The following is a 12,584-nucleotide window of genomic DNA, read 5'->3' as shown; positions in this document are numbered from 1 at the left end:
GGGAGTATGGCGCGTAGAAGAATGAGTAAGCATGAAAAACCTAAAAAAAGAACAGGGCTAAAAGCCACAGTCATTATTTTGGTTTTATTTATTATTTCAGGATTTAGTGGGTATTTTTATGCAAATTTAACAAAACAAAAATCAGAAGAAGCAAGTAATTCTATTGAGCGAAAAAAAGAAGAAGAAAAAGAAAAAAGCGAAAAAGTTCATTCCTTTAAATTAAAAGAATGGATTCGTTTTGATGAAAATGTTCGCTTAAAGGTGACGGATATTTCTTATTATGAAACACCAAATGGACCTAAAAATCCATTAGGAATTACAGTGACAGTAGAAAATGAAAGTAATAAAAAACAAGAATTACCGCCAAAATATTTATTTGATTTGTCTGCTAATGATCAATTATTCCAATCTATTGGAATTTATGGTCTACAAGAACTAGAAGCACATCAATTAAGTGCTAAAACTGCACCATTAGATAAAAAAGAGAAACGTGAAGTAGTTTACTTATTTACGACAAAAGATAAAAAAGCATTAGAGGCAAAAGAAGGGAAATTAACGATTGAAACGCCAGAAGGAAAACAAGAAGTAACATTGAAGATGCCAAAATTATCTGATGATAAGAAAAATATGATGGCAACAGAAGAAACTTCAAAAGAAAAAGTGATTCAATCTTCATCCACAGAAGAAAGTTATGTAGAAGAAAGTAGTACATATGAAACACATTCTTCTCAAGAACCACAAGCTCAAAATCAGCAAAATAATACAAATGCTTCTGTAGAAACTCCTATGGCACAAAATCAACCGACAAATCAAGGTCAACCACAAGTTTCTCCTTCCGGTCAAAAAGAAAATATGCCTGTTCAGCAGCAACCAATGCAAAATAATCATGAACAAAATATGCAAGGAAATGGCCAAAATCAAGGGTTTGTTAATCCACAATAAAAATAATTTTACTCTGTAAAGAAAAAACTCTTTACAGAGTTTTTTTTTTCTGATAAGATAAATACCGTGATAAAAATATAGGAGGTGCAAACATGGCAGTAAAAATTCGTTTAAAACGTATGGGTTCTAAGAAAAAACCTTTCTACCGTATCGTAGTTGCTGATTCACGTTCTCCACGTGATGGACGTTTCATCGAAACTGTAGGAACATACAATCCAGTAGCAGACCCAGCACAAATTACATTAAAAGAAGAAAATATTATGGAATGGTTATCTAAAGGTGCTCAACCATCAGATACAGTTCGTAATATCTTATCTCGTGAAGGCATCATGAAAAAATTCCATGAAGCTAAACAAGCGAAATAATAAATGATAATTTGCCTCGCCTTTGTGCGAGGCTTTTTTTACAGAAAGGATCTCTATGAAAATTTTAGGTCAAACAGAATATTTAAATGTTGGAAAGATTGTCAACACTCAAGGATTAAAAGGAGAAGTACGCGTTTTAGCTGTCACCGATTTTGCAGAAGAACGTTTTGCTCCTGGCAAAGAACTTTTACTTTTTTTACCTAAAAGTAAAGAACCAATTGCCTTAACTGTAGAAACAAGTCGTCGACATAAAAATTTCTATATTTTAAAATTTGTGGGTTATGATCACATTAATGAAGTAGAAAAATTCCGTGATGGCGAACTAAAGGTAAATCGAGAAGATACAGTAGAATTGGAAGAAAATGAATTTTACTATTTTGAAATTATTGATTGCTTAGTGGAAGATGAAACTCGTGGAGAATTAGGGAAAATTACTGAGATTTTGACTCCTGGAGCGAATGATGTTTGGGTAGTACAATCCAAAAAATATGGAGAAGTATTGATTCCTTACATTGAATCTGTAGTAAAATCAGTAGATGTAAAAAATAAAAAAGTCTTTGTTGATTTACCTGAAGGATTGATAGATTAATGAAAATAGATGTATTAACTCTTTTTCCAAAAATGTTTACCGCGTTAAATGAATCTGTGATTGGTAAAGCACAGGAAAAAGGATTATTAGAATTTTCCACACATGATTTCCGTAATTATGCTCAAAATAAGCAACATCATGTTGATGATTATCCTTATGGTGGTGGAGCAGGAATGCTACTACAAGTAGAACCGATTGATCTTTGTTTAGAAGAAGTCGTGGATAAAGAAAAAAAACCACGAGTAATCTTACTTGATCCTTCGGGAGTTCCTTTTAATCAAGCGTTAGCAGAAGATTTTGCTAAAGAAGAACAATTGATCTTTATTTGTGGACACTATGAAGGATATGATGAGCGAATTCGTGATTTAGTGACAGATGAAGTATCTTTAGGAGATTATGTCTTGACCGGTGGAGAATTAGGCGCGATGGTAATGATTGATGCAACGGTTCGTTTATTACCAAATGTACTGGGAAATCAAGAAAGTGCCAAAACAGATTCTCATTCCACTGGACTTTTAGAACATCCACAATATACCCGTCCTGCAGAGTATAAAGGAAAAAAAGTACCTGCAGTATTGATGAGTGGAAATCATGAAAAAATTCGACAATGGAAAGTGAAAGAAAGTTTACGCCGCACGTATTTACGTCGTCCAGATATGCTAGAAAAGTATTCATTAAATGAAGAAGAAGCTGAATTTTTAGCTCAAATTAAAGAAGAAGTAGAATGATTTTTTCATTCTGCTTTTTTTTAATCTAAAAATTTAAAAAATAAAAAAATGAAATCATATGTTTCTATTACAATAAGAAATAAAATAAATAGATAAAAGGAGTCTTTTATGAAGAAAGTATTATTTCATTCACTTTTGATTTGTAATTTATTTTTGATTTCAAGTTGTGGGACTTCAGGAGGAGAAAAGGAATCTAAGAACAGTGATTCAAGTGCTTCTCAAGAACAAATCAATAAGAAAAAACAAAATCAAAAGAAAAAAGAAAATAAGCAAGAAAATAAAGAGAAAGATGAGAGTAATAAGGGAAATCAACTCAATCCAACGAAACCGATTTCCTTATCTGAAATTCAGAAGGAAAAAATCAATCAAGAGATGGTAAGATATTGTAATACTATGGCAAGTAGAAATCAAATGATGTTATCACGTGAAGGTTTTATAACACCACGTGGTGTGGAAGGTGGAACATATACTGTAAATACTCAAGATGGTCCTGCTCATATTTTTGATCATCCATCAGGATTGAACGTTGTTGGTAAGGAGACATTTTATACCCCAACAGAAGATGGTTCAGGCGTACAAAATGATAGAGGAATTAGTGATGTTAAACCAAATACAGAAATAAAGAGATATGTTTGGTGTAATAATGGAAAGGTATACGAGTGGACTACACGAACAGATGGTACTATAGAAGATATGAAATTACAGGGATGGTATACATTATATAAAGATGGTGAACGATTAGCTAAAGAAGATGTTACTTTCCACGAAACAAAAGACAAAGAGATGCAAAAAGAATATATTCGTATTTTTGATGAAGTGAAAGCAAATTCTACCAAAAATAGTTCCGGAGAACAAGGAAAATGGAATAAAAATAAATCAGTGGAATTGGATCGTTTTATGCAGCAATGGTCTCAAAAGATGAATCAAAAATATAGTCCTGGAACAATTAATACAGAAAAAGACTATATTATGATGGCATTTAAGAGTATGTCTAATAGAAAAAATTTGGTAGAAGGTACAGAATGTTATGTCCCACAATATAAAGGAAAAGATTTTGATTATACTTGTGGTCAACCACAAAATAAAGATCAATATCAAGTGGTTGCATGCTATGGTCCAGCAGAAATTAAATTTGAAGATGGAAATTCTGAAAAACCACATTACTATATTTTTGCTATCCGAGATAATAAAGGAATTGTTTTTAATTGTGATGATGAAAATGGTTCTATTAGACAAACTTCCAATCAAGAATTACAAGAAGGATTTGCTAAAATTGTTGAACAAAAAAAATAAGAGGGAGAAAAATCTTCCTCTTATTTTTGTACTTTTCTGACTTTATAATAATGATAAGCTACAGTAAAACCAATTACGCTCACAACAATAACAAAGAAAACAGACGTTGGTAATTCAAATCCGATTTGCGGAATAGATAAGAATAATTTTACAGCGATAATTAAAATTAAAACATAAGCCATCGTTTCTAATTCTGGAATTTTTTCCATTAATTTAGTAATGATTTCCGCAATTCCACGCATACTTAAGATCCCAATCATTCCCCCAATTAAAATGACTACTGGGTTTGGTGATAAAGCTAAAGAAGCTAGGACAGAATCAACAGAAAAGACAATATCCATTAATTCAATACTAATAACTACTTTCCAAAACAAGGCTTTACCTGAAGATTTTACCTTATTAACATGAATTTCTTCTTCTTCATGTTTTCCTTTTTTGATTTCATATAGGTGGCGAATCGCTAAATAGAATAGATAAGCGGCACCTAAAATTTTAATCCATTCCATGTGAATTAAATAAGCACCCAGTCCGATAATAATGAAGCGGAATAAGTAAGCACCCCATAATCCATAAATTAAAGATTTTTGTTGCTCTTTTTCGGTTGGTAATTGTTTTGTTTGTGCTGCTAATACGACAGCGTTATCTACAGATAATAAACATTCCATAATGACTAAAGTGAAAATAATCATCCAGTCACTAGGTTCACATAGCGCTTCTTTCCAGTTCGCCAAATGGAAGAAAGGCGCATATAAAGATTCTAAAAATTGCATAGTTCCTCCTTTATAAGCATACAAATTTTAACCATTTTTTAGTGTACCATAGATAAGAAAAAATTGCTTAAAAGAGTTTTGAAAAATTTCCTTTACACTCGATTTTACTTATGATATATTAGGTAAAGAGTTTTGAACTCATATTACGAGTATTCCGCTGTAGATTCAACACTCTATACGAATGCTTTAGAAAAAAGGGGAAAATAAAATGAATCCATTAATTCAAGAATTAACACAAGAACAATTACGTTCAGATATTCCTGACTTCCGTCCTGGGGACACTGTTCGTGTACACGCGAAAGTAGTTGAAGGAACTCGTGAACGTATCCAAATCTTCGAAGGCGTTGTTATCAAACGTCGTGGTGCTGGAATTAGCGAAACTTATACAGTTCGTAAAATTTCAAACGGTGTTGGGGTTGAACGTACATTCCCATTACACACTCCACGTGTAGAAAAAATCGAAGTAACTCGTCACGGTAAAGTTCGTCGTGCTAAATTATACTACCTACGTAACTTACATGGTAAAGCAGCACGTATCAAAGAAATCCGTCGCTAATCAGAAATTTAAAAGAGTCACAGTCGTGGCTCTTTTCTTTTATGAAAAAATGCAAATAATTTTAGTTTTAGTGTTGTTTTGTAGCTAAATTATGTGATAATAAAAGAGAGCATAGAGAAAAAATAAAATATAAGAAAAGAAGGTGGAGAAATGGAGAACAAACGTTCGTTTTTCATGCGTTATCAAATGATTACGCGTTTTGTTATTGTCATTTTTACAGGAATTATTTCAGCGATTGCGGTAAATGATTTTCTTGTTCCAGGTGATGTATTTGCCGCAGGGGTAACTGGGGTAGCTCAGTTGTTAGAAGGATTGTTTTCATTTTTACACATTCCAATGAAGACTGGGATCTTAATCTTCTTGATTAATATTCCGATTATGATTCTAGGATGGGTGAAATTAGGAAAACAAAATACCATTTATAGTATTTTGACGGTTTTCTCAGTTTCATTCTTTACAACAATCATCCCACAAACAACAATTACAGATAACCAATTAATGAACTCATTAATGGGTGGAGTTCTTTTAGGGATGGCTGTTGGGCTATGTTTGAAATTCGGTTTTACGACCGGTGGTTTAGATATTGTCTCTTTAGTACTTTCTAAGACTACTGGAAAAACTGTAGGTAGCTTTATGATGTTAATCAATATGTTAATTGTTATTTTTGCTGGTATTTTCTATAACTTAGCGAGTGCATTATATACAATTATCTGTATTTTTGCGATGACTCAGGTCATTGACTTGATTCATACAAGTCACCAAAAACTAACTGCTTTTATTACAACAAGCAAAGCAGAAGAAGTAAAACAATCAATCTTAAAAGATTTAGTTCGTGGTTTTACTCTAATGCCATCTGTAGGTGGTTATAGTGGTCAAGACACAATGACAATTATGATTGTTATTTCTCGCTATGAATTATATGATTTAGAACAAGCAGTTTACACTGTAGATGAAAATGCGTTTGTAAATATCGTTCCAACACAAACAGTATTGGGTCGCTTCTATAATGAGGATGAACAGAAAGCAATAAAACGAAAATAGTGAAAAAGTTCCAAAGTAATGTAAACTTTGGAACTTTTTTTATATCAAAATACTAATGAAATTGTTTAAAGCATGAGCGCCAAAAGATAGTAAAACATTATTATTGTTGCGACTATACAGTAAGCTGAGCATCCACCCATTCCAAATATAAGGCAAAGCTTGTGGCCACTGACTAAAGGATGAAATGTGAATCAGCCCAAAAAGGAAAGAAGATATTAAAATAAGCATCCATTTTGGAAATTTAGTACTGAATTGGCCAATTATTACTTCACGGAAAAATAATTCTTCATTAAAAGGCCCAATCAAACTAACAGTTAGCATAAATAAAAAGTTAGATAAAGGACTACCTACTTTTAATAAAGAATCAACAGCAGCTTGATTTTCCGTTTGAATAAAAGATAAAAAGATAGATCCAACTAACATTAAGATAAAAGTGAAGATAATTTTTCCTAGACTTTTCCAAATTCTATTTTTTATCAATTGTAAATCATTTTTTAATTCTTGATAGAAAATCAAGATACCCAAGCTCATACACAACAAATGAAAAATAAAAAAGCCATATTGGCGTAACATTTCTGCATTCATTAAAGAACAATGGAAGATTTGTTGATAAAAAGAGCTGGATAGAGGAGCAAGAGTATATCCTAAACAAAGATATACAAATAGAAAAGCAATAATTTTACTCATTGGAGTTGCTAAAAATCTTTTTTGTTTCATTATTTCCTCCTTTTTTGATATATTAGCATAGAAGGAAAAAAAGAAAAAGAAGAGAGGAAAGATTGTGAATTATACAGAAGAGCAAATTGAAGAAATTAAAGAAGATATTTTAGAAGCTTTAGAGACTGTAATTGACCCTGAATTAGGTATCGATATTGTTAATTTAGGATTAGTATATAAAATTGAATTAAATGAAGAAGGACATCTGTATATTGAAATGACATTAACTACAGTAGGTTGTCCTTTAGCAGATGTGTTGATCCAAGGAGTTAAGGACGCGATGACAGAAGTGGATGAAGTGAAAACCGTAGAAGTAGAGCTAGTTTGGTCTCCAGCTTGGACAACCGATCGTATGAGTCGATATGCTCGTATCGCATTAGGAGTGCATTAAAAAACTCGGTAGTATTTACTACCGAGTTCTTTTTTTATGAATCCCATTCTACATCATAGGCAGGATAAGTATTTGGATCCATTTCACCATTACTATGGAACTTATAAGATTTTTCATCACGTTTATCAGGTTTATCTAATCCTAACTGAACACGTAAACGATGACGAATAAAGGCTAAACTATCTTTTTTCAAAGCAACAAAACTTTCTCCATTATAAGTAAAGCCACTCCAATCAAAAGTATAGTTGGTAATATGAATTCCTGTTTTTAATGCTTCTGATGCTAAACCTAAAATAATAGGTCGAGGCATATTTGTTTTAATATGACCATTTAATGTTTGTAGAACTTTCGCATACTTAGTTAAAGAAGCAGATTCCATTGCTCGATTTACAATCGCACCAATTACTTCTTGTTGACGTTTTCCTCGTTGAATATCATCATCAATATGACGTGTACGAGAAAAGGCTAAAGCTTCTTCACCATTCAATAATTGATGTTTTCCTTCTTTAAATGTAATGTTCATTTTACCATTTGCATCTTGCTCTGTTAAATTAAAAGGTACATCGATATAAATACCACCAAAAGCATTTACGACATCTTCCAACGTATCAAAATCCACACGAACATAATAGTCAATTGGGATATCCAATAATTTTTCTACAGCATCAATTGTTCCTTCTTCTTGAGCAATAGAATAGGCAGAATTGATTTTTCCAGTTGTATTATAATTCTTTTGTTTCATTGTGACATACGTATCACGTGGAATGGAAACCATTGAGGTATCTCCATTTTTAGGATTGTAAGTACAAACAATCATACTATCTGTACGTGTTGTAGACAGATGTCTTTCTTTTGTATTATCAATTCCCATAATTAAAATCGAAATGGGTTTATCTACTGTTTCTAATTTCAAATCGTCATCACTATCTTTTTCAGTAGGTAAGGCTTTATAAGAATTATCGAGTAATTGATTTGCATGATTTATTGTATAGCCAACATAAAAACAAGTGACACATCCTAAAACAGTAAGTAGAATCACAACACAACGTAAAATCGTTTTCTTCCAGTCTATATTTTTCTTTTGTGGTTGTGGTTCTTCTTCTTCGTTTGTAGGAGTTTCTTCTTTTGGCTTCTTCTCCGGATCATCAAAATCAGTGATAGATAACTTTTTCATATTCTCATGGAAAGAAGTCATATCAATCGCTGAAGTAGAATCTGACTTTGATTCTTGACTACCTTTAGAAGAATCATCAGAAACAGGGAGAGAATCCTCTACGTGTTTATTATCTTCTCTTTTTTCTGTCAAAAAAATCATTCCTTTAAAATTTTAAAAATCTACAACTTCTATCATACTAAAGATTATGCTATTTGAAAACTATAAAAAGGAAGATGAAGAAAGATTTAACAATGAAACGCCTTTTGCAAAACCTTTTCGATTATGTTAAAATTTTTGAGAAAATTACAATGTACAAAAAGATAGGAAGAAGTAAAATGCAACCAGCAAAAAGAAATGAAATAAAAGTACAATTTGATTTAGTAACCAAAGAATTTGATTTAGCAAAAAAAAAATCAGATAAGGTGAAAGCACTTTTTCATTTGAATAGAGAAGAAATTCCAACTTTTTGGGCTTTGAAAGGAATTAGTTTTAAAGTTTATAGTGGAGAAGCCATTGGACTTATTGGGATTAACGGAAGTGGGAAATCTACTCTTTCTAATGTTCTGTCTGGTATTATTCCTGAGACTACAGGAGAAATGACTGTTAATGGTGAGACTTCTATTATTGCTATTGGCGCTGGACTAAAAGGAAATTTAACAGGAATTGAAAATATTCGCTTTAAAGCCTTAATGAATGGATTGAATGAACAAGAAATTGAGGAAAATATGAATTCTATCATTGAATTCGCGGATTTAGGAGATTTTATTTACCAACCTGTTAAAAATTATTCAAGTGGGATGAAATCACGTTTAGGTTTTGCGATTGCAGTCCATCAAGATCCGGATATTTTGATAATAGATGAAGCTCTTTCTGTTGGAGATGAGACCTTCTATCAAAAATGTGTAAATAAAATTTTCGAATTTAAAAAACAAGGAAAAACAATCTTTTTTGTCAGCCACTCTTTAGGTCAAATAGAAACTCTATGTGATAAGGTAGTATGGATGCATTACGGTGATATGCGTTTATTTGGCCCTACAAATGAAGTTTTGGCGGAATATAGACAATTCATTCAATGGTTTAAACAATTGAGTGAAGAAAAAAAGAGTGAATATCAGAGACAAGAAAAAGAAAAACAAAAAAATTTCTCATTACAAAAAATGCTGGAGCAAAGAGTAGAAATAGAACAAAGAGATCAAATTCAAGAAGTAATGAATAAAAAGAAAAGTTCAGATAAGTTGGATGTAATATCGAAAATAATTTTATTTGTTTTAATAGTAATTTATTGTTTTGGATTATTAAATATACTAAATCCTCATTTTGTTCATCATATTCTTCGAACTGTTCATCATATTCTTCGCATGTTTTTATAAGAGGATAATATATCATGAAAGCACAGTTAAAAAAATGGTATATGTCTTTATGTAGACATTGGATCAAAAATGAAACGTTAGAAGAAGGTACTGTTTTTCTTTGTTCTTTTCCTAAAAATAATAATGGTTGGCTAGAAGAATGGATAGCATTACATCCTAATATGCCCATCGTAATTGCTTGCAATAAAAAAGTAAAAGAAGAGTATCAAAAGTTCAAAGAAGAAAAAAATGTTCGTCTTCTTTCTTTAGAACCTTCTTTTGTTTTTTTTAGAGAGGTTTTGCCTTTTATTGCTAAACAAAAATATATCTTTGCGGATAATTATTTTGCTTTTCTAGCTGCTTTTCCTTTCCAAAAAGAGCAAAAGATTATTCAATTGTGGCATGCGGACGGGGCAATTAAACAATTTGGACGTGAAAATCCTCAAAATGAAAAACGCAGTTTAGTAGATCAACAACGCTTTGAGGAAGTATATGCTCATTTTACGCATTATATTGTTGGTTCTAAACGAATGGGTGAAGTTTTTATGCACTCTTATGGTGCGAAAGAGGAACAAATTTTACCTTTTGGTTTTGTTCGGACGGATGCATATTTTAAAAAAGAAAATCGACAAAAATGGGAAGAAGAAGTGGAAAATATTTATCCAGGATGGCAAGGGAAAACGGTGATTTTATATGCACCTACTTATCGGGAATATGAAGAACAAGATCAATTCCCAAGAGAGAAAATTCGAACCCTTGAAGACGTAATTTTAATTGAGCGGTATCATCCACATAGTCGCTTTTCTTCTACAGAAATCGCAATTAGTAATGAAGCACTATGGTTAAGAACAGATATTTTAATTACGGATTATTCGTCCATTCCTTTTGAATATAGTTTATTGCATAAAAAAGGAACAATGATCTTTTATCAATATGACCAAGAAGAATATCAGAAAGCTTCAGGCATTCAACCATTGATGACAGATTGGCCAGGAGTGATTGTAAAAACAAAAGGTGAGTTATGTTCCGCAATTCAACAGAGGGTTGAGATTTCTTATGAGAGATTTAATGAACAATGGAACGAATATAATCAAGGAACTACCGTACAACAAATTACAGAATGGATGAAAGAACAATGAAACAAATCGAATCCTTTTTAGGTGTCCCTGTTGATGTTATTACAGAAGCAGAAGTGATTCAAAAAGCAAAACTTGCATTACAAAAAAAAGAGCAGTTAAGAATTACAAGTGTCAATCCACAAATTAGTTTAGAATGCCAAAATCACCCAAAAGCCAAAAAATATATTGAAGAAGCACAAATTCGTATTCCAGATGGAATTGGAATTGTAAAAGCGTCACGTATTTTAGGAGGGAAAATTATCGAACGAGTGACAGGATATGATGTCATGGTAAAATTGCTTTCTTTGGCAAATGAAGAGAAAAAGAAAATTTTCCTCTATGGAGCAAAGCCAGACGTAGTACTTGCGGCTAAAAAAGAAATTGAGCGAGAATATCCTTTTCTTTCTGTTGTCGGAGCAGTGGATGGTTACGGCAGTCTTTCTGAAGAAGAACTAGTGCAAAAAATTCAAGAAACGCAGCCAGATTTTCTTTTTGTTGCATTAGGATTTCCTAAACAAGAAGAGTGGATTGAAAGAAACTGTGCTCAATTGGGTTCAATGATTATTGAAGATGTAGGTGGTAGTTTTGATGTGATTAGTGGCTTTGTTTCTCGTGCTCCAGAATGGATTCAAAAAATTCATTGTGAGTGGTTATATCGATCATTAACACAAAAAGGAAAATGGATGAGAATTGTTCAAGTCCCTATTTTTCTTGGAAAAATTTATCGTCAAAAATTAAAAAGAAAGGACGAAGTAAATTGAAAGATGTAATTAGTGTCTTAAAAGAGAATATTACCCATTTGGGAATGATTGCTCGTATTGCTCGTTATGAGGATAAAGCAAATTATCAGAGTCATTATTTAGGCTTATTATGGCAATATTTAAATCCTGCAATTCAAGTTGGAATTTATTTCATTATTTTTGGCTTAGGATTACAACGTCATGGAATAGGAGGAGTTCCATATATTTTATGGATGTTAATCGGAATTGTACCTTGGTTTTTTATGTCTCAGTGTTTTACGGGAATGTCACGTAGTATCTTTTCTAAGATAGGAACAATATCTAAAATGAAATTTCCGGTTAGTATTTTGCCTACAATTAATATGGTGAGTAATTTAACCTCTTATTTTGCGATGATGGTTATTGTATTGATTATGTTATTTTGTTATCATACTCCAATTTCGCTATATTGGTTACAATATTTTTATTATGTACTATGCATGTTTGCACTTATTTTTTCATTAGGAATTTTAAATTCTACAATCTCTGTAATTATAAGAGATTATCATGTTGCATTACAGTCTGTAAATCGAATTTTATTTTATATAAGTGGAGTTATTCTAAATATTAATGATAAAAATTATCCACCATTGTTAAGAAAAATTTTCTCTTTAAATCCCTTTAATTATGTAATTAAAGGGTTTAGAGAAACTTTTGTTTATAAAAAATGGTTCTTTGATGATCCTATTATGATGATTTATTTTTGGAGTTTTGTTTTGTTAGTTTTAATTATCGGCTGTCACTTACATATGAAATTCCGTAATCGATTTATTGATTTTATTTAAAAAAT

At 31.7% G+C, this 12,584-nt stretch carries 15 protein-coding genes; 12 read left to right on the top strand and 3 right to left on the bottom strand.

Going from position 1 to position 12,584, the window contains the following annotated elements; translation table 11 throughout:
* The first annotated feature begins 6 nt into the window (after positions 1 to 6).
* From C683_RS04060 to C683_RS04040, 5 genes are all read left to right on the top strand, one after another.
* Positions 7 to 942 (top strand): hypothetical protein, encoded by a 936-nt coding sequence (locus tag C683_RS04060; protein WP_009490277.1) that lies wholly within the window; start codon positions 7 to 9, stop codon positions 940 to 942.
* A 92-nt stretch (positions 943 to 1,034) separates the two neighbouring features.
* Positions 1,035 to 1,307 carry a 30S ribosomal protein S16 gene (gene rpsP, locus C683_RS04055; protein WP_009490275.1) on the top strand — a complete coding sequence of 91 codons (273 nt, stop codon included), beginning with the start codon at positions 1,035 to 1,037 and terminating at the stop codon, positions 1,305 to 1,307.
* Between the two features lie 55 nt (positions 1,308 to 1,362).
* Entirely contained in the window at positions 1,363 to 1,896 is a 534-nt protein-coding gene (gene rimM, locus C683_RS04050) for a ribosome maturation factor RimM (protein ID WP_009490273.1), read from the top strand.
* Positions 1,896 to 2,624: a tRNA (guanosine(37)-N1)-methyltransferase TrmD gene (trmD, locus tag C683_RS04045; RefSeq protein ID WP_009490270.1), complete on the top strand. Its 729-nt coding sequence runs from the start codon at positions 1,896 to 1,898 to the stop codon at positions 2,622 to 2,624. The genes rimM and trmD overlap by 1 nt, the downstream gene beginning before the upstream one ends.
* Positions 2,625 to 2,732: 108 nt before the next feature.
* Positions 2,733 to 3,917, top strand: a complete 1,185-nt coding sequence (locus tag C683_RS04040; RefSeq protein WP_009490268.1) for a DUF4767 domain-containing protein — start codon at positions 2,733 to 2,735, stop codon at positions 3,915 to 3,917.
* Between the two features lie 20 nt (positions 3,918 to 3,937).
* Here C683_RS04040 and C683_RS04035 read toward each other — a convergent pair whose 3' ends face one another.
* On the bottom strand, positions 3,938 to 4,687 hold the full coding sequence (locus tag C683_RS04035; RefSeq protein WP_009490267.1) for a TerC family protein: 750 nt from the start codon (positions 4,685 to 4,687) through the stop codon (positions 3,938 to 3,940).
* A gap of 208 nt (positions 4,688 to 4,895) precedes the next feature.
* Between C683_RS04035 and rplS the strand changes: the two genes are divergently transcribed.
* Together rplS and C683_RS04025 are read left to right on the top strand one after the other, a co-directional pair.
* A complete protein-coding gene (gene rplS, locus C683_RS04030; protein ID WP_009490265.1) occupies positions 4,896 to 5,243 on the top strand; it encodes a 50S ribosomal protein L19 in 348 nt (115 codons plus the stop codon).
* A 150-nt stretch (positions 5,244 to 5,393) separates the two neighbouring features.
* On the top strand, positions 5,394 to 6,284 hold the full coding sequence (locus C683_RS04025) for a YitT family protein (protein WP_051011329.1): 891 nt from the start codon (positions 5,394 to 5,396) through the stop codon (positions 6,282 to 6,284).
* Positions 6,285 to 6,323: 39 nt separating this feature from the next.
* Here the strand turns inward: C683_RS04025 and C683_RS04020 are convergent, their stop codons facing one another.
* Complete coding sequence (locus C683_RS04020) at positions 6,324 to 7,001, bottom strand: CPBP family intramembrane glutamic endopeptidase (RefSeq protein ID WP_009490261.1); 678 nt, start codon at positions 6,999 to 7,001, stop codon at positions 6,324 to 6,326.
* A gap of 64 nt (positions 7,002 to 7,065) precedes the next feature.
* Here C683_RS04020 and C683_RS04015 point away from each other — a divergent pair, with 64 nt between their 5' ends.
* Entirely contained in the window at positions 7,066 to 7,392 is a 327-nt protein-coding gene (locus C683_RS04015) for a metal-sulfur cluster assembly factor (RefSeq protein WP_009490259.1), read from the top strand.
* 34 nt (positions 7,393 to 7,426) lie between these two features.
* On the opposite strand, the gene C683_RS04010 is transcribed toward C683_RS04015, so the two are convergent.
* A complete protein-coding gene (locus C683_RS04010; protein WP_009490256.1) occupies positions 7,427 to 8,698 on the bottom strand; it encodes an LCP family protein in 1,272 nt (423 codons plus the stop codon).
* Between the two features lie 185 nt (positions 8,699 to 8,883).
* On the opposite strand from C683_RS04010, the gene C683_RS04005 reads away from it, so the two are divergent.
* The 4 genes from C683_RS04005 to C683_RS03990 are packed head-to-tail and all read left to right on the top strand — an operon-like array spanning position 8,884 to position 12,579.
* Positions 8,884 to 9,918, top strand: coding sequence for an ABC transporter ATP-binding protein (locus C683_RS04005; protein WP_009490254.1), 1,035 nt, complete (start codon positions 8,884 to 8,886; stop codon positions 9,916 to 9,918).
* A 14-nt stretch (positions 9,919 to 9,932) separates the two neighbouring features.
* Positions 9,933 to 11,036 carry a CDP-glycerol glycerophosphotransferase family protein gene (locus tag C683_RS04000; protein WP_009490251.1) on the top strand — a complete coding sequence of 368 codons (1,104 nt, stop codon included), beginning with the start codon at positions 9,933 to 9,935 and terminating at the stop codon, positions 11,034 to 11,036.
* The gene (locus C683_RS03995) at positions 11,033 to 11,776 is read left to right on the top strand and encodes a WecB/TagA/CpsF family glycosyltransferase (protein ID WP_009490249.1); all 744 of its coding nucleotides are present in this window, start codon (positions 11,033 to 11,035) and stop codon (positions 11,774 to 11,776) included. Before C683_RS04000 ends, C683_RS03995 begins: the two co-directional genes overlap by 4 nt.
* Positions 11,773 to 12,579 carry an ABC transporter permease gene (locus tag C683_RS03990; protein ID WP_040388646.1) on the top strand — a complete coding sequence of 269 codons (807 nt, stop codon included), beginning with the start codon at positions 11,773 to 11,775 and terminating at the stop codon, positions 12,577 to 12,579. Before C683_RS03995 ends, C683_RS03990 begins: the two co-directional genes overlap by 4 nt.
* The last annotated feature ends 5 nt before the right edge of the window (positions 12,580 to 12,584 follow it).

The sequence above is a fragment of the Catellicoccus marimammalium M35/04/3 genome (assembly GCF_000313915.1).
GTDB lineage: Bacteria > Bacillota > Bacilli > Lactobacillales > Catellicoccaceae > Catellicoccus > Catellicoccus marimammalium.
Note: the sequence above shows the minus strand (reverse complement) of the source record. Positions and strands in the feature narration are given on the sequence as shown.

Coding starts and splice junctions, on each gene's coding strand:
- C683_RS04060 (WP_009490277.1), top strand. CDS start 7: ATGGCGCGTAGAAGAATGAGTAAGCATGAAAAACCTAAAAAAAGAACA.
- C683_RS04000 (WP_009490251.1), top strand. CDS start 9,933: ATGAAAGCACAGTTAAAAAAATGGTATATGTCTTTATGTAGACATTGG.
- C683_RS04005 (WP_009490254.1), top strand. CDS start 8,884: ATGCAACCAGCAAAAAGAAATGAAATAAAAGTACAATTTGATTTAGTA.
- C683_RS03995 (WP_009490249.1), top strand. CDS start 11,033: ATGAAACAAATCGAATCCTTTTTAGGTGTCCCTGTTGATGTTATTACA.
- rimM (WP_009490273.1), top strand. CDS start 1,363: ATGAAAATTTTAGGTCAAACAGAATATTTAAATGTTGGAAAGATTGTC.
- C683_RS04020 (WP_009490261.1), bottom strand. CDS start 7,001: ATGAAACAAAAAAGATTTTTAGCAACTCCAATGAGTAAAATTATTGCT.
- trmD (WP_009490270.1), top strand. CDS start 1,896: ATGAAAATAGATGTATTAACTCTTTTTCCAAAAATGTTTACCGCGTTA.
- C683_RS04035 (WP_009490267.1), bottom strand. CDS start 4,687: ATGCAATTTTTAGAATCTTTATATGCGCCTTTCTTCCATTTGGCGAAC.
- rpsP (WP_009490275.1), top strand. CDS start 1,035: ATGGCAGTAAAAATTCGTTTAAAACGTATGGGTTCTAAGAAAAAACCT.
- rplS (WP_009490265.1), top strand. CDS start 4,896: ATGAATCCATTAATTCAAGAATTAACACAAGAACAATTACGTTCAGAT.
- C683_RS04025 (WP_051011329.1), top strand. CDS start 5,394: ATGGAGAACAAACGTTCGTTTTTCATGCGTTATCAAATGATTACGCGT.
- C683_RS04040 (WP_009490268.1), top strand. CDS start 2,733: ATGAAGAAAGTATTATTTCATTCACTTTTGATTTGTAATTTATTTTTG.